The organism is Streptomyces sp. TG1A-60 (assembly GCF_037201975.1).
Lineage (GTDB): Bacteria > Actinomycetota > Actinomycetes > Streptomycetales > Streptomycetaceae > Streptomyces.
This window is the reverse complement of sequence record NZ_CP147520.1, coordinates 228453-251813: the sequence shown is the minus strand read 5'-3', so window position 1 is coordinate 251813 and position 23361 is coordinate 228453. Positions and strand designations below refer to the sequence as shown.

Here is a 23361-nt window from a genome sequence, read left to right as displayed (position 1 = left end):
AGAGAAAAAACCATGAAAAGACTGCTCGCGAACGTATCCGCCCTCGGTACGGCGGCGCTGCTTGTCGTGGTGCTGCCAGCCAATGCTCAGGCTGCCGACGGTTGTTCAGCTACACCAACGCCGGCACCGGACCTCCTGTTGTGATCAAGGACCTCGCAGACGACCTCTGCATGGCTGTATCAGAGAATGGCGCAACCGTCAACGAAATCGACGGCTAGGTCAATCTCTATCCTTGCTCTAACTGTCAGGACGATCCTCTTACCACCTCTGTACCCGGGACAGGTGCCAATGTCGGCTTCGTCAGCATGCTGTTCTGGCAGTAGGGCGCACATCGTCTCTTCAAAAGCTTGCGAACGGTACACCGGCGAAAATTCCCCTCCCGCGAGGTTCTCCATGAAGGCGCTCGTACTGTCCGGCGGTTCCGGAACCCGACTCAGGCCCATCACCCATTCTTTCGCCAAACAGCTGGTGCCGATCGCAAACAAACCCGTCCTCTGCTACGCACTCGAAGCTATCGCCGATGCCGGTATCAGCGATGTCGGCATCGTTGTCGGAGACACAGCGGCTGAAATCATGAAAGCCATCGGTGACGGCTCCACTTTCGGTCTGCGGGTGACATACATTCGCCAGCCGCATCCGCTGGGACTGGCACACGCCGTCTATATCGCTCGCGAATTCCTCGGTCAAGACGACTTCGTCATGTACCTCGGAGACAATTTCGTGCTTGGTGGCATCAAGGAGCTGGTCGCGGAGTTCCGTCGCGACCGCCCGGCTGCCCGGATCTTGCTGACAGAGGTGGAGAACCCCTCGCTCTTCGGCGTCGCCGAACTCGACAACGCGGGAAACGTAGTGCGCCTGGAGGAGAAGCCCAAGGTCCCGAGCAGCCCTCTAGCACTCGTGGGGGTGTATCTGTTCACCCCGGCCGTGCATGAGGCCGTGGCCGCGATCAAGCCCTCCGCGCGCGGCGAACTAGAGATCACCGACGCGATCCAGTGGCTGATCGACGAGGGCCACAGCGTACGGCCGTTGATCATCACCGGCTACTGGAAGGACACCGGCAACGTCACCGACATGCTCGAGGCGAACCGGGCCGTACTCGAATCCGCAGAACGCCGGATCGACGGCAAGGTCGACGATGCCAGCGAGGTCATCGGCCGGGTCCACATCGACGAAGACGCGAGGGTGCGCAACTCGCGCATCGTGGGCCCAGTCTCGATCGGGCCGGGCACTACGATCACAGGTTCCTACCTCGGTCCGTTCACATCAGTGGCACGCGACTGCCGCATCGAGAACAGCGAGATCGAGTACTCCATCGTGCTGCCGGAGGCGTCCATCACAGGAGTGGGCAGGATCGAGGCGTCACTGATCGGACGTCAGGTCGAGGTCACATCATCCGCGCACACCCCCTCGGCTCACCGGTTCCTCCTCGGCGACCACAGCAAGGTACAGATCCCATCATGAAGACGACCACCATCCTGGTCACCGGAGGAGCCGGGTTCGTCGGCTCACACTATGTCCGCACGCTGCTCGGCCCCACAGGACCCGGCGACATCTCGGTCACCGTACTCGATAAGCTGACCTACGCCGGGAACCTGGCTAACCTGGCCGAAGTACAACGGCACGCGGACTTCCAGTTCGTACGAGGGGATATCTGCAACACGGAACTTATCCGCAAACTCGTGGCCGAGCACGACCATGTCGTCCACTTCGCCGCCGAATCGCATGTGGACCGCTCCATCGTGGGCGCCGACGCATTCGTGCGCACCAATGTCCTCGGTACCGACACCCTCCTGGCCGCGGCTGTGGACAACCCCCCGCGGACCTTTGTGCATGTGTCGACAGACGAGGTCTACGGCTCGATCGACTCCGGATTCTGCACCGAGGACCAAGCACTCAGCCCCAGTTCACCTTACGCGGCCGCGAAGGCATCGAGCGACCTGATCGCTCTCGCCTACCACCGAACTCATGGCCTCGATGTGCGCATCACGCGCTGCACCAACAACTACGGCCACCACCAATTCCCCGAAAAGTTCATTCCGCTGTTCATCACCGGCCTGCTGGACGGAGAGAAGGTTCCGCTGTACGGCGACGGCCTGCACATCCGTGACTGGCTGCACATCGACGACCACATCAACGCCATCGAACTCGTCCGGCGCGCGGGGCGCCCAGGGGAGATCTACAACATCGGCGGTGGCACCGCCATGACCAATCGCGAGCTGGCGGAGCACCTTCTGTCAGCTTGTGGCAGCGGCTGGGACAGCGTCGAGTACGCCGTGGACCGCAAGGGACATGACCGCCGCTACGCCCTCGACTACTCCAAAATCAAACGCGAACTCGGATACCGGCCACGCAGGGACTTCGCGACCGGACTGACCGAAACCGTCCAGTGGTACCGCGAAAACCGGCCCTGGTGGGAGCCACTGAAGGCCCGCGCCAGCGTGGGAGCCCGACCATGAGGTGGCTCGTCACAGGCGCGCGCGGCATGCTCGGCCAGGAAATCGTTCATCGGCTCCGGCACGACGGCGACTCCGTGGCCGCGACCACCCGCCACCGGCTCGACATTACCGACGCCAAGGCCGTGCGGCGTGCATGTGCCGACACCAGGCCCGACATTGTCGTCAACTGCGCCGCCTGGACAGCGGTCGACCAGGCCGAATCCAACGAGGACGACGCATACCGTGTCAACGCCGACGGGGCCCGCCACCTCGCCGAGGCCTGCGCCGCACTTGACGCCCGTCTCATCCATATCTCGACCGACTACGTCTTCCCCGGAGACTCCGCATGGCCCTACGACGAAGCGGACGAACCCGCTCCGCGAACCGCGTACGGACGCACCAAGCTCGCCGGGGAACGGGCCGTTCTCAGTACCCTGCCCGACGCCAGCGCAGTCGTCCGCACCGCCTGGCTCTACGGAGCGCACGGTGCCAACTTCCTACGCACCATGGCCCGTCTGGAGAGGGAACAAGCGGCAGTAGATGTCGTCGCCGACCAACATGGACAGCCCACCTGGGCAGGCGATGTCGCGGATCGTGTCATCGCTCTCGGACGAAATACTCACTCCACCGGCATCTTCCACGCCACCAGTCGCGGCCAGACGACGTGGTTCGCCCTCGCGCAGGAGGTATTCCGCCTGCTAGGCGCCGACCCCGCCCGGGTCCGGGCGACGACCAGTAGGGCATTCCCAACGGCCGCACCCCGTCCCGCGTACAGCGTGCTGGCACACAACCGCTGGAAAGAGGTGGGCATCGCACCGATCCGGCCATGGCGTGACGCCCTGTCCGTCGCGTTCGCCGAGACCCTCGGCGGCCGGCGCTGGGCATGAGCCCAGAGGCAGAGACGTACGGCCCGGGTCAGTGAACCCGCCCGTTCGGCCGGATCGTTTGCACGATGCAGTCCTCGTATCGCGGCAGTAGCCCACTACTCCGGGCTTGAGCGAGCGTCGGCGCCCGGCTGTCCTTGGCAGAGAGAACATGCTCCAGTCCTTGAGGCCAGGCAATGCCGAGTGCCGGGTCGAGGGGATGGATCGCGTGCTCACGTTCCGGCGCGTAGCGCTCCGAGCAGACATAGACGACCGTCGCCTCGTCAGTCAGTGCCATGAAGGCATGACCCAATCCTGAGGCCAGGTAGACGGCCTGATGGTTGATGTCATCGAGCCGTACGCCCTCCCACTCTCCGTAGGTCGGGGATCCGATACGGATGTCAACGACAACATCAAGGACCGCCCCGCGCACACACTTCACGTACTTGGCCTGGCCCGGCGGCACATCCGAGAAGTGGACGCCACGGATCACCCCGCGCCTGGACACCGAGCAGTTCGCCTGAGCGAACGTCAGTTCGTGTCCGAGGGTGGCCCGGAAGTCTTCCGCGCGGTACCACTCATGAAATGTTCCCCGACTGTCAGACAAAATGGGGGGCTGCATGGCCCACGCGCCTTCGATTCGCATGGCCCTGCCTTTCTCATATCCGCAAGTCGTCGCTGTATTCTAACTTCCGCGTGTCATATCTCTCTCTGACCCGCCCAAAACGCAACACCCGCAGGTGGTCGGCCACCGTGTTCGAACCGGCGCGGGTGTGTCAATTTAACGGCCCTGTCTCATATTCGGTGGTGACGGAGGGTTGCCAAGGTCGTTGACATTTACATGCGAGATGTCAACGAGCTTGTAGATGTGGTGTTCTCGGGGCTGTTGCCCTCGATTCGTCAGCGGGGTTCGGTGGCTGGCCTGCTCGGCAGTTCGCCCGTAATGTCCTCGGGCCGTTCGAGGTGGGCCGTCGCGTGACGCCGCGGGTGCGCCGGGTTCCACGGGCCCGGAGTGCTGCCGGTCTTCTCCTTCCTGGTGTTTGTCGGGGCAGTGCCCGGCTGTCAGGTGACAGCTGGGAGGGCGGTGAGTGCGTTGTGGCAAAGGGAGTCCCTGTTCGATGAGCAGGGGCTTCTTCGTGTGCGGGGCATGATCGCCTTGGGGTAGGGGCAGGCAGCGGACGGCTTGTTGTGGATCGAGGAGGGTGCGATGCCGTCGGTGCTGGGGTTGATGGAACAGCGTGAGGCGCGGGCGAGGCAGGATCTGGAGTCCTGGACGGAGGTCCTGGAGCAGGCTCAGGCGGAGGTGGATGCCGCGCGGGAGCGGGTCGAGCGGGCCCGGGTGGGGCGTGAGGAGCTTGTGTCGGTGCTGGCCGTGGAGAGCCCGGTAAATACGCCGGTTCTGGTGCCGTCCGGTGGTGAGATGGCTGTCGCCGTGGGATCGGGCGGCCCGGGCGCGGGGCATGGCGAGCGGCCGCCGGTGTGGCGGTCGGGCATGGGCGAGGAGGTGCTCGGCGGCTTGTATCGGGAGGTGTTCGCCGCGGTGGTGGCCGCTTCGGGGCCGGTGAACGGGGTGGAGCTGACGCGGGCGGTGGGCCGGGAAGCGGAGATCAAGAACGAGGTGGAGAAGATCCGGCACCGTGCCTATGTGCTGGAGAAGCGGGGCTGGCTGGTGCGGGCGAAGGACGGACGGTTCATGCCCGCGCCCGGAGCAGTCGGCCGGGACGCTTCTCCGGCCAGCGCGGAGCGTCTGCGGCCAGGCGCCGGGAAAGTCTGATCACGGCGGCCCACCACACCATCTGGGCATGGTGGTCGGGGCGGCGTTCGTGGTCGCGGTTGAGGCGGCGTGAGCGGGCCAGCCAGCTCAGCGTCCGCTCCACGACCCACCTGCGGGCCAGTACGACAAATCCGCGTTGTCCGTCGGAGCGGCGCACGACCTCGGTCCGGACTCCGTGACGGGCGAACGCCTTCGCCAGCGCCGGACCCTGGTAGGCGCTGTCGACCCACACCAGTTGCAGCAGCCGGCCCGGCTGCTGCATGAACGTCTCCAGCAGTGCGGGGGCGGCCTTGGAGTCGTGCACATCGGCCGTGGTCACGGTCACTTCCAGGAGCAGGCCCTCGGTGTCGGTCAGGATGTGACGCTTGCGGCCGTCACGTGACTTGCCGCCGTCGTATCCGCGGCTGTCCTCGCCGACGGTCTCGGAGGCGTCCACCGACTGACTGTCGATGATGCCCGCACTGGGCTCGGCGTTGCGGCCGGCGCGCTCCCTCGCCGAACATCGCAGGCGTTCGTACAGTTCACGCGCATAGTCGTAGGCCCGCCAGCGGCGGAAGAAGTCGTAGACCGCCCGCCAGTACGGGAAATCGACCGGCAGAGCCGTCCACTTCACGCCGTTGTCGACCAGGTAGCGCACCGCGTCGAGCATTGTCCGGTGGCAGTACGCCTCCGGACGCCCGCCCCGCTTCAGGAGCCAGGCCGGCACCGGCATCGCGGCGCGGACCTCGGCCCACTCCGCATCCGTCATGTCACTCGGATAGCAGCCTGCCCGCCGTCCCGGAGCGAGCGAACCGAACCGGTGCACGTAGCAGTCACACCCAGGGGTGACCGCGGTGGACGCATGCACAGAGATACTGCTCAACTGATCAGGCAACGGGCTTCCTTGGTCGTGCTGGTGTCGTAACCGCGTCACTACCAAGGGGCCCGTTCTCTCATGCCCGCGACCGCACCCGAACCTCCGTCCAGATCATCACCCGCTGCCGCTCGAACAAGATCCGGTTTGCCACAACGCACTGAGCCGCTGCCAGCAGGTGGTGAACGCTTGGGCCCAGGGCCAGGTCGCGTCGATGCGCAGCCATCGGCGTCGGGCGTGGTCGGCGAGGCGGGCGGGCAGGTGGTAGAGGCGGAAGCGCATGGTCTTGGGCTCGGCGTCGGCCAGGCCCTCGATGTCGTGCAGGGCCAGCAGCCGAACCCAGGCGTCGAGATCGGCGGCGAGGTTCGCGGCGAGCATCCAGCCGCGGTTCACTTCCCAGGAGGCGGACGGCAGATTGTCCAGTCCCGTCGCCTTGTTGGTGCGGACCCGGTCCTCGACTTTGGCGTGCGAGCGGTGCAGGACGTCCAGGAACTGGCTGTGGCCCGAGCCGGCGATGCCCCACATGTGCCGGATATTGGTGGCGGTGATGCAGTACCGCCAGCCGGTCTTCTTCTCGAAGGCGGTCAGTTTCTTCAGGTGCCGGCGGGTGGGCCTGACGCGGCGCACGATCAGCCGCATGCCCTCCGGCCAGCCCTCACGGGTGTTCAGCCCGGTCAACTCGGCGACGAAGTAGCCCTCTTGGAGGCTGCCGTCCTGGTGCAGGGAGGTCTCCCAGGCGCTTTTGGGCAGCTTTGCGATGGCCTTCTCGTCGTCTTCGGTGATCGTCCAGCCGACCGTGTAGCGGACCGTACGCCGCGTGGTGTTCAACGCTTCGAGGTGTTCCAGCAGCCCGTGGGTGGCCCCGGCCCCGTCCAGCCGGATGAGGATCTTCGCTGCTGAGGAGCCGGGGATCTGGGCGAGGGCGTCGGTGAGCACGCGGATGTGGTCGGCTACCGTGTTTGCTCCGGCATTCCCCGGACGCAGGAGCATCGCCAGCGATTCGGTGGTGTTCGCGCACCACGCGGCCAGCGGATGAAACCCAAACGTCTTTTTGAAGGTGACTGCTGCCCCCGCCTTCTTGGACGCGGACGTGATGATGGTGGCGTCGATGTCGATGACGATCCAGCCGGTCAGCCGTTTGCCCGCCACCGTCAGCCAGGGGAAGCCGCCCGGCCGCAGACGCAGCAGACTCCACACATGCCGGCGCACCCGGGCTCGTGCCTTCGCAATCTTCGCCAGGACTGTCTCGTCGAGCGCGGCCAGGGTGCGGCGAGCGGTGGAGTCCGAGGCCGACGGCCCGAACAACGGCCGGTGATGAAGCTGGAGTTGTTCGGCCTCCGACAGGTTCGCCGCCCCGAGCGCGATCGCGACGGCCAGGTGCACCAGGACGCCCGCCCGTTCCCGCCAGATGGCCGCTGTGCTGGACGGTAACTCCTTCGCCAGCGCCCCGGTGAGCCCTGTGCGGTCCGCGCACCGGCGCAGCAGCACCGCACCGGCATGCCCGATCAGTCTCTTCCCGTCAGCCACCACGGACAGCCGACGGTCCCACCCTGTACTCTTGCTCACCAGATTGGTGCCCTGATTCTTGCAGCGGATACGACGTAGACACTCGCATCCTCGCAGGTCAGCGGCACCATTCTGCTATCGGGGCGTCAGGTCACCCAATTCCGCTGAATATCCAGGGTTAGGGAAGTGGCCGCGGGCCCGGACGGCCTTGCGGATGCGGGCGTTGACACTCTCGATCGCGTTCGTCGAGCAGATCACCTTGCGGATCTCGACGTCGAAGGAGAGGAAGGGCACGAACTCGGCCCAGGCGTCCGACCACAGCTTCACGATCGCCGGGTACTTCTTCCCCCACGTCTCCTGGAACTCCAGGAACCGCTCCATGGCCGCGTCCTCACTGAGGCTCCGCCAAGCTCGTTTCCGCAGTTCAGTGGGGCTGGTGTGATGCGTTGGTGAGGTCCTCACGCTGGCAGGTGGCGTGATCGTCGGGGCGAGATCATCCGCCCGCTCCGTCAGCGCTGTACTTCGCTGTTCGCCAGAACGAGCAGGGCCCGCAGGAGCGTGGTCGCCTGCCGGGTGTCCGTGCGGAGTTTGGTCAGGATCCGCCATGACTTGAGGTTCGCGAAGCCATGTTCGTTGGCGGCGCGTTCGCGGCTGACCAGGCGGTTCGCTTCCCTCTCGGCGACGGTCAGCTTGTGGTTGCGGGTGGCCTTGCGGCCGGTGATGATCACCGGGTCGTCTTCGGGCTTGTCGTCGAGGCCGACGAAGCCGAGGTCGGCCAGGGCGCCGAGGCCGGCTTCCCTCACAAGTTTGCGCAGCTGGCCCCGGACCGGCTCGATCTTCGCCGGACTCGCCTCCCGGCCCAGCCCGAGGGCGACGTTCTTGGCCATCACCGGACCGTCCGCCCCGGCCACGATCTCCATGATCCGTCGATATTCTGAGGTCAGGACCTCCAGTCCCATCCCCTCGACGCGGTCCGGCACCACTCGCATCCCGCCCGCACCCGGACCCACCGTCACAACGGCCGGCTCCGGCTCCGGCTCCGGCTCCGGCTCCGGCTCCGGCTCCGGCTCCGGCGACACGATGCCCGGCGGTCGCCGTCCACCATCAGTGGCCTCGGCCCACTGCCCGAACACCACCTCGGCGGCCTCCAACCGGGCGACCTCCGTTTCGAGTTCACCCAGCTCCTTGCGCAGCAGCTCGGCACGTTTCGCCAGCTCAAGCCGCCGCTCGATCGTCCACGCCAGCACGTCCGTCATGAACATCCCTCCCAGCGCAGAACCTACGCGGCGACCCCCGAACCTCACTCCAGAACCCACGAGAACACCTGCGCCAGACGATCTCGTGCTAACGATCACCCCACCTGCCAGCGTGAGGACCTCACCGACGCATCACACCAGCCCCACTGAACTGCGGAAACGAGCTTGGCGGAGCCTCACTGCCCGTCGGCTGCCCGGGCGCAGCGGAATGGGCGCGCTGCTGGCCACCACCGTGCGGCAGGCTCTGCGGCAGGCCGCGGCCCTTACCCCGGCCGACACAGGCCGCCTGTCCGGGATCGTGGTGGATCTCGTGGATGCCGTACTGGCGCACGAACTCGAATCCGGCCCGGAGACCGCACCGTCCTGTACGGGAGAAACGATGCTGCTGCGCGTGCGGGACTTCATGCTCCGCCACCTTGCCGATCCAAAACTATCGCCCGCGATCATCGCAGCTGCGCACAGCATGTCCGTCCGGTCGCTCCACCGGCTCTTCGAAGCGGAGGGAGCCACAGTCTCGGCCTGGATCCGAGAACGTCGGCTGGAACACTGTCGCCGCGACCTCGCAGACCCGCTGCGCGGACGTCAACCGATCCGGGCGATAGCGGCCCGCAGGGGGTTCACCGACCAGGCGAGCTTCAGCCGGGCCTTCCGCAGCGCGTACGGGCTGAGCCCACAGGAGTACCGCCAGCAGTGCTTTGGAGGGTGGGAGCGACCACTCAAGCTTCGTTGGCACACGCTCAAGGTCCGGCAGCACGGGACAAGCGCGCTGGGCGGTGTCGACCAGGGCCGCCGCCCCGTGACCCTGAAGAGCCTGCGTACGTGATACGTACGCTACTTGTGCTCGATGCGTACGCGATCCGTACGCTTCACGCTATAGTTGAGGAACAGGAGGTGGCCATGTCCGAGTTGTTCGACCGGGTCGACGCGCTGATCGCGTCCCGGTCTCCGCTGCCGCCGCCGACGGAGCGCAAGCGGCTGCGTCAGGCCCATGGCTTCACGCTGGACGAGGTGGCGGAGGCTCTGCAGGTACGTCGGGCGACTGTCAGCGCCTGGGAGTCCGGCAAGACGGAGCCCAGGCCCCCCGAGCGTGATGCGTACGCGCGCCTGCTCAGCAAGCTCGCGGAGATCTACCCCGCCGCCCCCAATGCCGCAGCACCCGTGAAGGACACGGCCGTTCCTGAGACGTGCGCCGGCATGCCTGCCCCGGCTCCCGAAGCCGGGACCGTATCCACAGGCACAACGCCTGAGGCTGCGGATATGACGACCGAACAGAACACCCAGACCCGCCCCATCACCGAGACCGTATCCACTCCCATGTCGCGTCCGGCGCGCACCGCTAGGCCGTCGTCGACGTCGCACCGCCCGGCCGCGAAGAAGGTCGCCCCCGCCAACGCCTCGGCGGGCGGCGTCGACCGGCGGTTCGAGAACGGTCCACTCGCCGTCGTCGACGTCGAAGACGGTCAGGTGCTGGCGTATTGCACCGGCGGCCTGGTCCTGGACGTGCCCGCCAAGAGCATCCCGGCCCTGGTCGACTGGACACTCAAGGAGGCCAAGCTCGGGCAGCCGAAGCTGTCCGGCCCGGGCAAGCCCGCCGACCCACTGCTCGTGCTCACCGAGGCTGCACTGGAGTGCTACGGCCTGCCGGTCGCCCTCACGGATGAGGAGAAGCTCGCCGGGCGGATCCCCGAGGGCCACAAGGTCATCAAGCAGTTGGCCCGCGCCGACTGGAAGCTCACGAAGCGCGGGTTCGGGCCGTGGGCGCGGATCTACCGCCCGGCCAAGGGCTCAGAACGCAACTGCGTCCAGCTGTGCATCCCGTCCTGGCACGCGCTCGACTCCCGTCACTGGGGCGAGGCCGGGCAACTGCCGTCGGCGGAACTCGCCCGCGTGCTGGGTGTGTACGCGTCGCGGGTGATGACGCCGCGCGGCTCCACCGCAGTCACCGGCCTGGAGCTGATGACCGCGATGCACCCGCCGACCCGCGCCTCCGAGCCCCACGCCGACGGCAAGCGGCACTCGGAGCACAACCCCGGCTCGCTGGGCAAGGACCCGGTGGACTGCGCCCCGTGCGAGGCCCCCGACGGGCACCCGCTCCTGGCGAATCTGCCCCGCTTCCACGTCCGCGGCCCGGCGGAGAAGCTGTTCGAGGAGGCATACGACTGGGCGCGTCCGATGACGGACGCCGAATGCACCCTGCGGCACCTGGTCGGCATCGACGTGAACATGGCCTTCGCCGCCGGAGCGAACGGCCTGGTCGTCGGCCTCGGTGCGCCCACGCACGTCAAGGCGCCGGTGTTCGATGCGAAGCTGCCCGGCTCGTGGCTGGTCGACCTGTCACATGTCGACCTGTCGAGGGTGAAGGTCGCCAAGGACAAGTGGGCTGACCTGGACGCGAGTCTGCTGCCCAGCCCGTTCACGCCGAAGGGCGAGCGCCCCGAGGGCCCGGCCTGGTACGCAACGCCCACCGTGGCGTACGCGGTGGAGCTCGGCTACGACGTCACGCCGATCGAGGCGTGGGTACGCTACGACAACGGCCGCTATCTGGACGGCTGGTACCAGCGGCTGCGTGACGCCTTCCTCGCCACGATGGCCGACCTCGGTGTGCACGCGGACATGGCGCCGGCCAACTTCCTGGCGGCGATGGACGGCTACAAGGAGCGCGACCCCGAGCTGGCGATCGTCGTCTCCGCGATCAAGGCCACGGTCAAGGGTGGCCTGGGCAAACTACGCGAGCGCCCCCGCGGTGAGGGCTGGCGGCCGGGCGAGCCCTGGCGGGCGCTGTCCCGCCCGACGTGGCGGCCGGACATCCGCGCGGCGGTCATCTCCCGCACGCGGATCAACCTCCACCGCAAGATCGTCAAGCACGCGGCGTTCACCGGGCAGTACCCGGTGGCGATCCTGTCCGACTGCGTCGTCTACACGGCCGCCGGCACCAGCCCGCTGGACTTCCTGCCCTACCGGGATGGCAAGCCGCTGCCCGGCGGCTTCAAGCTCGGTATCAACCCGGGCCTGGTCAAGCATGAGGGCACCCAGACCGTCCTGTGGGGGAAGAGGTCCGCGAGCGGTTCCACGCACCCGAACTCAACCTCGCCCGGTACATCAAGGACGGCACCGTCACCGACGCCGACAACGGAGAGTAGGAAAGGGCGACGATGAGCCTGTTCGGAGACGGCCTGGACGCCGCGGTACAGAAGGCGTTCACCCGCCCGGCGCCAAAGAGCGCGCCCGCGCAGATGCGGTACCTGGTCAAGCAGCTCAAGGGCACCAAGCCGGTCGCCCAGATGCTGCGCATCTCCCAGCGCACCGTCGAACGGTACGTGAAGGACCAGATCAAAAAGCCCCGCCCGGCCCTCGCCGTGCGCCTGGAACACGAGGTGAAGAGGCGGTGGCAGCCGCAGATCCGGGCCAAGGCCCGACAGAGGGCGGCGACGACCGGCGGCATCGTCGTCGACACGCGGGCCCGGATCGGCTACACCGCACCGGTCGGCTCGACTGACGAGGACCGCATCCGGCACCTGACCGTGGCGTTGCCGCCGCAGTACGCCGCCCGTCTCTTCGAGGCCCAGGAACACGGCGCCACCGAGCAACGTCTGCGGCAGATCGCCGCGGAAGGGCTCAAGGAGGTGTACTTCCAGGACGGCGGACGCCGCGCCGGTCAGCTGGAGCATGTCCGCTTCACGGACATCGAACACCTTGAGTTCGACCTGTAGTAGCCGCACACCGAACAGTCTGCGAGCCCGGTTGTGACTGAACCCTTCAGAGGGCGAGCGAGCGCGTGAGTTGGTGACTTGTGTTGTGAGGACTGCATCGGATTCGCGCAATCCGGGAACAACCTGTACGGCTCCCCGGTACCGTCCCTGAGCTTGGCGTTTAACCTCGCCGGTTCACTCGACCCGCTGATCTCGTGTTCTTCGAGGGAGAGCAGGACGGCCGTTCTTCACGCTTCGAGGTGTCGAGCAACGTCGCGTGAAGGAACGGCCGCTGGTGAAGAGTCTTGCTCCTGCAGGTCCCGCCGACGCCGCACTGGGCGTCCTATCCCACTTTCGTGTCGAGTTCTACGACTGCCTGTACAGCCGCGCGGACGCTCTCTTCGAGCTCACCGACGCGATGCTGTGCGCGGACGGGCCGGTGAAAACCCTGGTCGAGCTCTCCTTGGCGGTCGAGCACCGGCGCGGACACGGCGCCTTGTACGCGGCCCTGGACCGCGGCTGGCTGGAACCGACACGATTGCGCCGCGCGCTGGCTCTGTCCTGGACGCGGTCCGTCTGGGCCCGGCCGACGACGCGACCACCCTCACTGCCGCCCAACTCCGCGACGTCGTCGAGCGATTGACGAGCGCAGGCCACTGGAGACCGGGCGACCCGGACATCCTGATCGTGATGGACTCCGGCTATGACGTCGCCTACCTGACCCATGCTCTCGCCGGCCTGCCCGTCGTGCTGGTCGGGCGCCTGCGCTCGGACCGGGTCATGCTCCGCGATCCCGGCCCCGCCCGGTCGGGTCCCCGGGGCGGGCGCCCCCGCCGGCATGGCGGCGTCCTCACGTTCAAGAAGCCCGACAGCTGGCACGAGCCCGACGTCACGACCGCCACGGACACCATCCGCTACGGCACGGCCACCGCGACGGCCTGGGACCGGATGCACCCCCGGCTCACCCACCGCGGGCCCTGGCTGAACCATGCCAAGGAAGAACTCCCCATCCTTCACGGCACGTTGATCCGCCTGAAGGTCCGGCGCCTGCCCGGCGACCGCGACCCGAAACCGGTCTGGCTGTGGTGCTCGGCCACCGCCGCCGCACCGGCGGACGTGGACCGCTGGTGGCAGTCCTTCCTCCGCCGCTTCGACCTGGAGCACACCTTCCGGCTGATGAAGCAGACCCTGGGCTGGACCGCCCCGAAGATCAGGAATCCCGACACGGCCGACCTGTGGACCTGGCTGATCATCGCCGCCCACACCCAGCTCCGTCTCGCCCGGCCCCTGGCCGAGGACCTCCGGCGCCCCTGGGAACGGCCCGCCGTACCGCGCCGCCTCACCCCCCGCCCGGGTCCGCCGGGGGTTTCGCAACGTCCGCGCGACAGCAGCCCGTCCGGCGGCCGCACCGAAACCGTCCAAGCCAGGCCCGGGACGGCCTCCCGGCTCGAAGAACAAGCACCGGGCCAGGCGCCATGCCGTCGGCAAGACCGTCAAACGCGCCGAATCGATCAAGGAACACCAAGCCCGCCGAGGTTAAACGCCAAGCTGAGGGCCGGCCGCGTCGCGCAATCGTGCGTTGCAGGGGCGGTCGGTTGGGACCGCCCCCGCACTCGTGCCTCTGTGTCTCAGCTGCCTCGGCCCGCCATCTCCGCCGCGGGGTGGTCGGCCTCGGGTCCGGGCTGTGGGGGGTCGGTGGCCGGGGGCGGAAGGACATCCGGGTCTGCCGCGAACATGTCCGAGTGGAGGAGGCTTGTCAGGCCCGCTCGGCCGGGCAGGTTCAGTTTCCGGTAGATGCGCGTCAGGTGTTGCTCCACCGTACTGACGGTGATCCAGAGCTTGTCGCTGATCTCCCGGTTGCTGTCTCCCTGCGCGGCCAGCTCCGCCACCCGGAGTTCGGCGCGGCTGAGGTGGGTGACGACCGCGGGCGTCGGCTCGATCTCGCTGGTGCCCAGTTCGTCGGCGAACGCGGACTCGTCGTTCTCCGGTGGGGGTGGGTACGTGCCGAGCTCGGCGCGGACCCGCAGCAGTTCGGCCTCCGCTCGGGCCAGCTCCACTCGATCACCGGAGGCACGCAGGCAGCGGATGGCCTCCCGCAGCAGGGCCGGTCTCTCCTGTGCCTCGTCGTTGTCGGCCAGTATGCGGAGCAGGACACCTCGGGTGCGGGGGTCGAGCGCGGGCTCCTCCAAGTGGCTGAGCGCCATGTCCCGGGCGGACTCGGACTCGCCGGCCTGGAAGGTGGCCTCGACGAGGCTGATGGTCAGCGGGATCAGGGCGGGAACGTCGAGACGCCAGACGCGTAGTCTCCGTGCGCACGTCCGGAGGTTTTCGAGCGCCTCCGTCGTCCGGCCGGCCGCCAGGGCGAGGCGTCCGCGAGCATACAGGTAGCGGATTCCGATCACGGTCTCGAACATGGCGCTCGGGACCGCTCGCCGGGCTTCCCTGCCGGCATCGTCCATCCGTCCCAACGCGATGTCGGCCTGGATGAGGATCGACAGCGGATAGCCGATCGCCACGCCCCAGTTCTCGTCACCGGCCAACGACAGTGCTTCCTCGGCCAGTTGGGCGGCGGCCTCGGGATCTCCATCGCGCAGGCAGACATCGGCCCGGGTCGCCTTGAGCTGTGCCAGCCAGGTGGTCGCGCCGCGGCGACCGGCGTGTTCGATCAGCTCGTCGCACCAGAGCAGCGCCCTGCCGGGATGGTCGCCGTGGGCGAGGGCGAGGATCGACGTGGTGATCGTCTCCAGTGGCATGTCGTCCACCCGGCACGCGGAGAGGACATCCTCGGCGACGGAGGTGCTCTCATCGTCACCTCCGCGTGCCCACACCCGGGAGAACACGTCGATCGGTTCCGTTTCCGTACGCGTGCCGGCGGTCCGGGCGTCGGTGCCTCGACAGAGGTCGTCGAGATTCCAGGACCTCGTGAAGGACGGGCCGAAGAACCAGTGGAAGACGAGGAGGAGCTCGCTGCCTTCCTGGTGACCCAGGGTGACCTCGGATCTCTTCGCCTCAGAGAGCACGGCCGAGACCGCGGCCATGTCCCCACGCCACAGCAGCGTTCTGATCAGGGCGACGATGTCCTTGCCCGTGAGCCTGCCCTCGGCCAGGGCTTCCCGCAGAGTCGCCGTATGGGGCGCGACCGCGCTGGGATTCGTCTGCCAGGTGGAATGGAAGAACGTGCGCAGCGTGGCGAAGTGCTGGTCGTCGTCGGTTGCCGCCGCCAGGGCCAGGTTGAGGTAGAGGCGCGCGGTCGAGGTCTTCCCCGCGGCCAGTTCGAGTTCGGCCGCGTCGGTCAGGATGGGCACGGTCCAGTCACTGTCGGCCTCGCCCGCGGCGACGATCTGGGCGGCGATGTCGGTGGTGGCCATGCCCAGATCGAGCAGGAGCTTCGCCGCCCTCGAGAACAGCTGTGTCTGGTCCTCGCGTGACAGCGAGGCGAGGACGACGGTCGCGACGTCCGGATGCCGGAACTCGTTGTCGTGGGCCAGGCCCGCGTGGGTGAGGATCTCGATCGCCTGGATGACCTCCCGCTGGTCGAGGTCGAGCAGGCGGCTGAGCAGGACGGGGGAAGCGTGCTTCTGCAGGACGGCTATGCCGATGGCGACGCAGAGTATCTGCGGCTCCCAGCGATACAGGCAGGTCAGCACCGCCATTTCGAAGGATTTCCCGACCGCGGAAGCATCGGTCCGCACGCCTCCGCCGTCAGATGCTTCGAGGTGATGGTCCTCGATCAGGGCGTGAGCCAGAATCGGGTTGCCCCCGCTCAACCGGTGAATGGTCGACGCGAGCTGAGGGTCCCTGGGGTGATGCGCCGTCCGTTCCAGGATCGTCCCGATGGCGCGCTCGGACATCAGCTTCAGCTGAATTCTGCTGTGGGGAACGCGTGTTATCTCGGCCCGGAACAGCGGCAAGGTGGGCTGCGGCCGGTCCCACTCGTTGAGGACCATGAGCATGCGCCGGGGGTGCATTCGGCGCTGCAGGTAGAGGAGCACTTGGAGTGATGCGGTGTCCGCGAAATGCACATCGTCTATGGCGACGACCACGGAGCGCCCCTCGCACGCGCCTAACAAGGTGTTGCAGATCCGGCGGATGGCCTCGTTCTCCACGGGTTGGCCCAGCTCGGATCGGTAGCCGACGCCCTGGCGAGGAGGTGAGAAGGCCTCGGAGATGAGGCGTGGGATTTCCTCGGCGAGCTCGCTCGGCAGGTCGGCACAGCGGAACAGCTGCTCGGTGACCCCCATCTGCAGATCGCGCTCGGCTCGCGAAGCGGTCGCATGGAGAACCAGCGCGCCCGCATCGGACGCCTGCCTGGAGAATTCGTGCAGTAGTTGGGTCTTTCCGCTTCCCAGTGTCCCGCTGACAAGGACCACCCTGCCGTTGTCGCTGGACCGTCCATGGAACAGCTTCAGTAAATACTCCAACGCCTCATGCTGTTCAGCGCGAATCAGCAAGACGCCTCCCCCGAATTGTTGTATTCAAGCCGCATCCAGTGCAACGGAGAGGCCCCCGCCTCGTGTTGCTTTACCCCCCATGACGTTCAGTGATCCATCGAATACCCGTGGTGTGGTCGCATCCCCGGTTTACGTCGGGCTTCTGCACCCTAGGCGAGCTTCATCAGGGAACGCTAGGGCCTCCTCCCGCTCCTGGAGCGGGTGCGCCGCCCTGGGGACCCACCGAGCGATACCCCTAAGTTCTCGGCGCACCGCCCCCTAACCTGCCCCGGAGCCGAGGGGCCCTCTTGCCCGGCCCTCATGATCAATTTAGCGTTGGACCAAGCTTGCGGGGGCGTCGGTGAAGGGCGCCCGGACCACGGGGGTTCGACCTGATGAACACGTACGCGGATGCCGGTGGGGAAACGTTCAGCTTTGAGGCTGAGGTGACCCAACTCCTGGACCTCATGGTCCACTCGCTGTACAGCAACAAGGACGTCTTCCTGCGTGAGCTGATCTCGAACGCGTCCGACGCGATCGACCGGCTCCGCCTGGAGCGGTACGCGCACCCTGAGATGACCGAGCCGGACGACGCGCCGTGGATCCGCGTCGGGTTCGACCGGGACGCCGGAACGATCACCATCGCGGACAACGGCGTCGGCATGAGCCGTACCGAGGTGATCGACCACCTGGGCACCATCGCGCGGTCCGGCACCTCCGACTTCCTCCGGGCGCTCACCGGCGATCAGCGTGGTTCCGCCGAGGCCATCGGGCAGTTCGGGGTGGGTTTCTACTCGGCGTTCGTGGTGGCCGAACAGGTCGTGCTCACCACCCGCCGGGCCGGACTCGACCCGGCCGAGGCGGTCCGCTGGACCTCCGACGGCCGCGGCACGTACACCCTGGAGCCCGTCGAACGCGCGGAGCGCGGCACCACGGTCGTCCTGCACCTCCGCGACGGCCAGGAAGACCTGCTGAACGAGCACCGGCTGCGCACGGTCATCCGGAGGTTCTGCGACCACATCAACCGGCCGATCTTCCTCGGCGGCACGGAGTCGGCAGCCGGGGAGGAGCCGGTCAACCAGGCGGCGGCGTTCTGGTCCCGCCCCAAGTCCGAACTCGCCGAACGCGACTACCACGAGCACTACCGGAGCGTCACCCACGACACCACCGACCCGCTCGCCTACCTGCACAGCAAGGTGGAGGGCCAGTACGAGTACACGCTGCTGCTGTACATCCCGGGGACCGCCCCGTACGACCTGTGGCTCCAACAGGCCCGCAGCGGCGTGAAGCTGCACGTGCAGCGGGTGTTCGTACTGGAGGACAGCGGCCAACTCCTGCCGGACTACCTGCGGTTCGTGCGTGGCGTCATCGACTCCGCCGACCTTCCGCTCAACGTGTCACGGGAGATCCTGCAGAGCAGCCGGGCCGTCGACCACATCCGTTCCACGGCGGTGAAGAAGGTGCTCCGGCTGCTGCGCGGCATGGCGACCGATGAACCGGACAAGTACGCCACGTTCTGGGAGCACTTCGGCAGCGTCCTCAAGGAGGGCATGGCCGAGGATCCCGCGCGCCGCGACGAACTCGCCGACCTGCTGCGCTTCCCTTCCACCCATGCGGAATCGGTGTCGCTGCGCGAGTACGCGGACCGGATGAAGGAGGGGCAGGACAAGATCTACTACCTGCTCGCTCCGACCCTCGCGGACGCCGGCGCCAGTCCTCATCTGGAGGCGTACCGGGCCAAGGGCGTCGAGGTGCTGCTGCTCGGTGAGGTGGTCGACAACTGGGTGGTGACGGGCCTCCTGCAGGCGTACGACGGCAAGCGGCTGCAGTCGGTCGCCCAGGGAGATCCGGCCTTCGGCGATCTCGAGGACGCGGCGGACAAGGAGCGGGCCGAGCAGGCCGACGCCACCTACGCCGGTCTGCTCGACAAGCTCAGGACCGTGCTGCGGGGGCGCGCCTGGGACGTGCGCGTCAGCACCCGCCTGACGTCGTCCCCCGCCTGCATCGTCAGCGACGGGGCGACCACCGATGCCGGGCTGGTCGACCGGCTGCAGGGCAACGGCATCCCCAGCCGGCCGATTCTGGAGATCAACCCCGACCACACCCTGGTCGACCGCCTCGACCGCCACCAGGACGATCCGCGCTTCGACGACCTGGCCCATGTCCTGTTCGACCAGGGCGTCCTCACGCTGGGCGGCTGTCTGGAGGATCCGGCGGCGTTCGTCACCCGGCTGAACGCCCTCCTCTCCGATGCCGACTGAGGCCGACCCCGACCCCTCTCCGGGGCGAGCGCATCCCCCGGCCTTCGAGCGGGCACCGGAACAGGCGCCGGTGACCGGCGCCGACATACGGGTGGTGCGTCGCAGGGTCACGGACGAGGAACTGGCCGCCGTCGTCATCGCGATCCTGCTGGCCGCTCGCCGGAACGGTTCGACCGGTGATCCGGCGAGCGCCCGCGCGCACTGGAGGCGCGGCAACACGTACCCGTCCCCGCGCTCCTGGCGGGATTCGACACCGCCCTGGGAATGGTGACCGTGACCGTCTCTCTGATGGCGATCAGCGACCTGCACATCGCACACCCGGAGAACCGTGAACACCTCGCGGCTCTCCGGCCGTCCCACAAGGACGACTGGCTGATCGTCGCGGGCGACGTCGCCGAACGGATCTCCGACTTCGAGTGGGCGATCGGCACGCTGACCGCGCGGTCCGCGAAGGTGGTGTGGGCCCCGGGCAACCACGAGTTGTGGACTCCGCGCGACGATCCGAACCAGCTGCGCGGCGAACGCCGCTACCAGCACCTGGTGGAGATCTGCCGCTGCCACGGCGTCCTCACTCCCGAGGACCCCTACCCGGTCTGGCACGGGCCGGGCGGTCCGGTGCAGATCGTCCCCCTCTTCGTCCTCTACGACTACAGCTTCCGTCCCGCGGGGGCCGCCACCAAGGCCGAGGGGCTGGCCATCGCGCACCGGGCCGGGGTCGTGTGCACCGATGAGTACCTCCTCCACCCGGACCCCTTCCCCACCCGCGACGCGTGGTGCCGGGCGCGAGTGACCCTGACCGAGGAACGGCTGGCGGCCCGCGGCACCGACCACCCCACCGTGCTGGTCAACCACTTCCCGCTGGAACGGGAGCCCACCCGGATCCTGCGATACCCGGAGTTCGCCCAGTGGTGCGGCACCGAACGGACCGCGGACTGGCACCTGAGGTACGACGCGGCGGTGGTGGTCTACGGGCACCTCCACATACCCCGCAGCACGGTCCGTGACGGAGTGCGGTTCGAGGAGGTCTCGGTCGGCTACCCACGCGAGTGGCGGCGCCGCGGCGGACCCGCCGGACCGCGTCCGGTCTTCCCAGGAGGTCTGCGCTGATCACCGAGATCCTGCCCGCCGGCGTGGTCGTGTCCGAGGCGTTCACCGACGACCCCGCCACCTTCCTGTTCCCCGAGGAGCGGGAAGTGATCTCCCGGGCCGTCGACAAACGCCGCCGAGAGTTCACCACCGTCCGGCACTGCGCCCGCCGGGCACTGGCCCAACTGGGCCTGCCACCGGTTCCCCTGCTGCCGGGCGAGCGCGGCGCCCCGTCATGGCCCGCCGGCGTGGTGGGCAGCTTGACGCACTGCGACGGCTACCGGGCCGCCGTGGTCGCCCGCCGCGCCGACTTCACGTCCGTCGGAGTCGACGCCGAACCCCACAACCCGCTCCCCGAGGGGGTGCTGGACGTCATCGCGGTTCCCGCCGAACAACTCAGGCACCGTGCGCTGACCGCCGCCGCCTCCGAGATCTGCTGGGACCGCCTGCTGTTCAGTGCCAAGGAAGCGGTGTACAAGGCGTGGTTCCCGCTGACCGGGCTGCCGTTGGACTTCGACGAGGCCGACATCACCCTGCGCACCGACGGCTCGTTCACCGTGCGCATCCAGAGTCGGCAGGTGCCCGGAGCGCACCCGCTGCCCGTCGGGTACGAGGGCCGATGGCGTACCACCACCGCCCTGGTGGCCACGGCCATAGCCGAACCGGCCTCCCGCACCCCGGGCGCCGGGCCTTCGAGCCCGCCGCAGTAGGGGTGCCGGGAGGGGAGATAGGGGATCGGCACCCGCCCGCGAGCGGGCACGGATCACGTAGGGGTTGTCCGGCTGGGGCAACGCCGCCACGGTAGGAGCCAATGAGGTCCCGACAGGACAGCGGGCGACCGGAGGCCGTACACGAATTTTCGTGAGCCCGGCGCCCGCAGATCATGGTGAGACGACGCGCCCGGTGGTTCCGCACGGGCACGGACGGTTGCTCACCGGCGTCGTGATCCGCCATCCCAACCGCCGGAGGGATTCCAGTCCACCATGGCAGTAACCGACGATCTGTGGGTACGCCGGTACCACCCCGCACCTGATGCCCCGCACCGACTTCTCTGCCTGCCGTACGCCGGTGGGTCCGCGAGCTACTTCTTCCCGGTGTCGCGCGCGCTGTCACCTCGGGTCGACGTCCTCGCGGTCCAGTATCCCGGGCGTCAGGACCGCCGGCACGAACCCTGCGTCGAGTCGGTTGAGGCACTCGCCGATCTCCTGGTCGATGTCGTCAAGCCATGGGCGGACCGGCCGCTGTCGCTGTTCGGCCACAGCATGGGGGCCTCCGTGGCCTTCGAGCTGGCGCTGCGCCTGGAGGACCTCGGCATCGTGCCGCACATGCTGTTCGCCTCCGGGCGGCGCGCTCCCGGCGCCCATCGCGACGAGCGGGTGCACGAGCGCGACGACCAGGGCCTTCTCGAAGAGATCAAGCGTCTCGACGGAACCGCCTCGGACCTGCTCGACGACGAGGAGATGCTGCGAGTGATCCTCCCGGTGGTCCGGAGCGACTATCGGGCCGCCGAGACCTATCGCCACGACGGGGGCCCGCGACTCACCACGCCGGTGGTCGCGTTCGTCGGCGACGACGACCCGAAGGTCACCCTCGAAGAGGCCCGGATGTGGCGCGACCACACCTCCGGCCCCTTCGAACTCGAGGTGTTCCGCGGCGGTCACTTCTACCTCAACGCCCACGCGAGCACGGTCGTCGACCGGATCGCCACTCATCTCGGATGACCCTTCGACCATGCTCGACGCGGTAAGAAAAGGAGTCGTTCATGTCCAAGTCGCTGTACGAACTCGGTGAGGTTCCGCCGCTCGGAGTGGTGCCGGACAACATGTATGCGGCGGTCATCCGGCAGGACCGGTTCGGAGAGCCGCTCAAGGCGATGCAGACCGAGGTCGTTCCCGTACCGAAGCCCGGCCGCGGTGAAGTACTCGTGTACGTCATGGCCGCGGGAATTAATTACAACAATGTCTGGGCATCCCTCGGTGAGCCCATCGACGTCATCGCGATGAGACAGAAACTGCACGGCGCGCGTGAGGACTTCCATATCGGCGGAAGCGACGGATCCGGAATCGTCTGGGCCGTCGGCGAAGGCGTCAAGCAGTTCAAGGTCGGCGACGAGGTCATCATGTCCGGGGCGACCTGGGACGAGACAGCGGAGGACGTCCGCGAGGGCATCGACCCGCTGGCCTCCAAGTCCCTCGCCGCCTGGGGCTACGAGACGAACTTCGGCTCGTTCGCCCAGTACGCCCTCGTCCGGGACCACCAGTGCCACCCCAAGCCCGCGAACCTGTCGTGGGAGGCGGCCGGCGGATTCCTGATCACCGGCGCCACGGCCTATCGGCAGTTGACCTTCTGGACGCCGCACGACGTCCGGCCCGGCGATCCCGTGCTGGTCTGGGGCGGCTCCGGTGGAGTCGGCTCGGCGGCGATCCAGATCGTGAAACTGCTCGGCGGCGTCCCCATCGCCGTGGTCTCCCACCCCGACCGCTTCCAGTACTGCCTGGACCTCGGGGCCAAGGGCGTGATCGACCGCCGGGAGTTCCACCACTGGGGCCGGCTGCCCGACCTCGACGACCCGGTCGCCAGCAAGGCCTGGACTGCCGAGGCACGCCGGTTCGGCGCCAAGATCTGGGAGATCCTCGGGGAGCGCCGCAACCCGCGGATCGTCATTGAGCACCCGGGCGAGGACACCCTGCCGACCTCGCTGTTCGTCTGCGACAACGCCGGAATGGTCGCGCTGTGCGGCGGAACCAGCGGGTACAACGGCGACGTGGACCTGCGCTACCTGTGGATGCGCAGCAAGCGGCTGCAGGGCTCACACGGCTCGAACACGAGGGAGAACCGCGCGGTCATCGGGCTGATGGCCGACGGCCGCCTCGACCCCTGCATCACCTGGTGCGGCTCGTTCCGCCAGATCGGCGAGGCCCACCAGATGCTCTACGCCAACCAGCAGGGAGTGGGCAACCTGGCGGTACTCGTGAATGCCGAGGCTCCGGGGATGACGACGCTCCCGACGCACTGAGCGCCGTGCTGGAGCCACCTGTTTTCCCAGGCGGCTCCCGAATTCCATTTCAGTTCCATGTAATGCGGCCTGTTCCCCGTGATGCCCATTTTCTGGGGTCGGCTAGGGGTATCGCGTACGGATCCTCTCTCTAGGATGCGAAACGCTGCGGTCTCACGGGTTATCGGTACCGGCTGCGGTCAATTGCCGGCC

At 67.8% G+C, this 23361-nt stretch carries 17 protein-coding genes and 3 pseudogenes; 14 read left to right on the top strand and 6 right to left on the bottom strand.

Features of this window, described 5'->3' with window-relative positions:
* Nucleotides 1-393 precede the first annotated feature (393 nt).
* From WBG99_RS00375 to rfbD, 3 genes are read left to right on the top strand one after another with little or no spacing between them, the layout of a single operon-like run.
* On the top strand, nucleotides 394-1461 hold the full coding sequence (locus tag WBG99_RS00375) for a glucose-1-phosphate thymidylyltransferase (protein WP_338894350.1): 1068 nt from the start codon (nucleotides 394-396) through the stop codon (nucleotides 1459-1461).
* Entirely contained in the window at nucleotides 1458-2456 is a 999-nt protein-coding gene (gene rfbB / locus WBG99_RS00370; protein WP_338894349.1) for a dTDP-glucose 4,6-dehydratase, read from the top strand. The genes WBG99_RS00375 and rfbB overlap by 4 nt, the downstream gene beginning before the upstream one ends.
* Complete coding sequence (gene rfbD, locus WBG99_RS00365; protein ID WP_149181387.1) at nucleotides 2453-3322, top strand: dTDP-4-dehydrorhamnose reductase; 870 nt, start codon at nucleotides 2453-2455, stop codon at nucleotides 3320-3322. The genes rfbB and rfbD overlap by 4 nt, the downstream gene beginning before the upstream one ends.
* 28 nt (nucleotides 3323-3350) lie before the next feature.
* Here rfbD and rfbC read toward each other — a convergent pair whose 3' ends face one another.
* On the bottom strand, nucleotides 3351-3944 hold the full coding sequence (rfbC, locus tag WBG99_RS00360; RefSeq protein WP_338894348.1) for a dTDP-4-dehydrorhamnose 3,5-epimerase: 594 nt from the start codon (nucleotides 3942-3944) through the stop codon (nucleotides 3351-3353).
* 561 nt (nucleotides 3945-4505) lie between these two features.
* On the opposite strand from rfbC, the gene WBG99_RS00355 reads away from it, so the two are divergent.
* A complete protein-coding gene (locus WBG99_RS00355) occupies nucleotides 4506-5072 on the top strand; it encodes a hypothetical protein (RefSeq protein WP_338894347.1) in 567 nt (188 codons plus the stop codon).
* Here the strand turns inward: WBG99_RS00355 and WBG99_RS00350 are convergent.
* The 4 genes and pseudogenes from WBG99_RS00350 to WBG99_RS00335 form a co-directional block, all read right to left on the bottom strand.
* Nucleotides 4990-5820, bottom strand: coding sequence for an IS5 family transposase (locus WBG99_RS00350; RefSeq protein WP_338894346.1), 831 nt, complete (start codon nucleotides 5818-5820; stop codon nucleotides 4990-4992). The two genes, WBG99_RS00355 and WBG99_RS00350, sit on opposite strands and share 83 nt — an antisense overlap.
* 222 nt (nucleotides 5821-6042) lie before the next feature.
* Nucleotides 6043-7491: an IS1380 family transposase gene (locus tag WBG99_RS00345; protein WP_338894345.1), complete on the bottom strand. Its 1449-nt coding sequence runs from the start codon at nucleotides 7489-7491 to the stop codon at nucleotides 6043-6045.
* Between the two features lie 117 nt (nucleotides 7492-7608).
* Nucleotides 7609-7827 (bottom strand): annotated as a pseudogene (locus tag WBG99_RS00340) (transposase); the annotation flags it as partial.
* 113 nt (nucleotides 7828-7940) lie between these two features.
* Nucleotides 7941-8687 (bottom strand): transposase family protein, encoded by a 747-nt coding sequence (locus tag WBG99_RS00335; RefSeq protein WP_338894344.1) that lies wholly within the window; start codon nucleotides 8685-8687, stop codon nucleotides 7941-7943.
* 208 nt (nucleotides 8688-8895) lie between these two features.
* On the opposite strand from WBG99_RS00335, the gene WBG99_RS00330 reads away from it, so the two are divergent.
* From WBG99_RS00330 to WBG99_RS00315, 4 genes and pseudogenes are all read left to right on the top strand, one after another.
* Nucleotides 8896-9510, top strand: coding sequence for a helix-turn-helix domain-containing protein (locus tag WBG99_RS00330; RefSeq protein ID WP_338894343.1), 615 nt, complete (start codon nucleotides 8896-8898; stop codon nucleotides 9508-9510).
* 74 nt (nucleotides 9511-9584) lie between these two features.
* A pseudogene (locus WBG99_RS00325) lies at nucleotides 9585-11827 on the top strand (helix-turn-helix transcriptional regulator).
* Between the two features lie 12 nt (nucleotides 11828-11839).
* Nucleotides 11840-12397: an XRE family transcriptional regulator gene (locus tag WBG99_RS00320; protein WP_338894342.1), complete on the top strand. Its 558-nt coding sequence runs from the start codon at nucleotides 11840-11842 to the stop codon at nucleotides 12395-12397.
* Between the two features lie 313 nt (nucleotides 12398-12710).
* A pseudogene (locus WBG99_RS00315) lies at nucleotides 12711-13916 on the top strand (transposase).
* 88 nt (nucleotides 13917-14004) lie between these two features.
* On the opposite strand, the gene WBG99_RS00310 reads toward WBG99_RS00315, so the two are convergent.
* Nucleotides 14005-16827, bottom strand: coding sequence for an AAA family ATPase (locus WBG99_RS00310; RefSeq protein ID WP_338894341.1), 2823 nt, complete (start codon nucleotides 16825-16827; stop codon nucleotides 14005-14007).
* Nucleotides 16828-17201: 374 nt separating this feature from the next.
* Here WBG99_RS00310 and htpG point away from each other — a divergent pair, with 374 nt between their 5' ends.
* The 6 genes from htpG (at nucleotide 17202) to ccrA (ending at nucleotide 23169) form a co-directional block, all read left to right on the top strand.
* Nucleotides 17202-19067, top strand: a complete 1866-nt coding sequence (htpG, locus tag WBG99_RS00305) for a molecular chaperone HtpG (RefSeq protein ID WP_338894340.1) — start codon at nucleotides 17202-17204, stop codon at nucleotides 19065-19067.
* Nucleotides 19057-19338, top strand: coding sequence for an acyl-CoA carboxylase subunit epsilon (locus tag WBG99_RS00300; RefSeq protein WP_338894339.1), 282 nt, complete (start codon nucleotides 19057-19059; stop codon nucleotides 19336-19338). The genes htpG and WBG99_RS00300 overlap by 11 nt, the downstream gene beginning before the upstream one ends.
* Nucleotides 19332-20174 (top strand): metallophosphoesterase, encoded by an 843-nt coding sequence (locus WBG99_RS00295; RefSeq protein WP_338894338.1) that lies wholly within the window; start codon nucleotides 19332-19334, stop codon nucleotides 20172-20174. Before WBG99_RS00300 ends, WBG99_RS00295 begins: the two co-directional genes overlap by 7 nt.
* Nucleotides 20171-20863, top strand: coding sequence for a 4'-phosphopantetheinyl transferase superfamily protein (locus WBG99_RS00290; RefSeq protein WP_338900156.1), 693 nt, complete (start codon nucleotides 20171-20173; stop codon nucleotides 20861-20863). The genes WBG99_RS00295 and WBG99_RS00290 overlap by 4 nt, the downstream gene beginning before the upstream one ends.
* A 273-nt stretch (nucleotides 20864-21136) precedes the next feature.
* On the top strand, nucleotides 21137-21874 hold the full coding sequence (locus tag WBG99_RS00285) for an alpha/beta fold hydrolase (protein WP_338894337.1): 738 nt from the start codon (nucleotides 21137-21139) through the stop codon (nucleotides 21872-21874).
* A gap of 41 nt (nucleotides 21875-21915) precedes the next feature.
* Nucleotides 21916-23169, top strand: coding sequence for a crotonyl-CoA carboxylase/reductase (gene ccrA, locus WBG99_RS00280; RefSeq protein WP_338894336.1), 1254 nt, complete (start codon nucleotides 21916-21918; stop codon nucleotides 23167-23169).
* The last annotated feature ends 192 nt before the right edge of the window (nucleotides 23170-23361 follow it).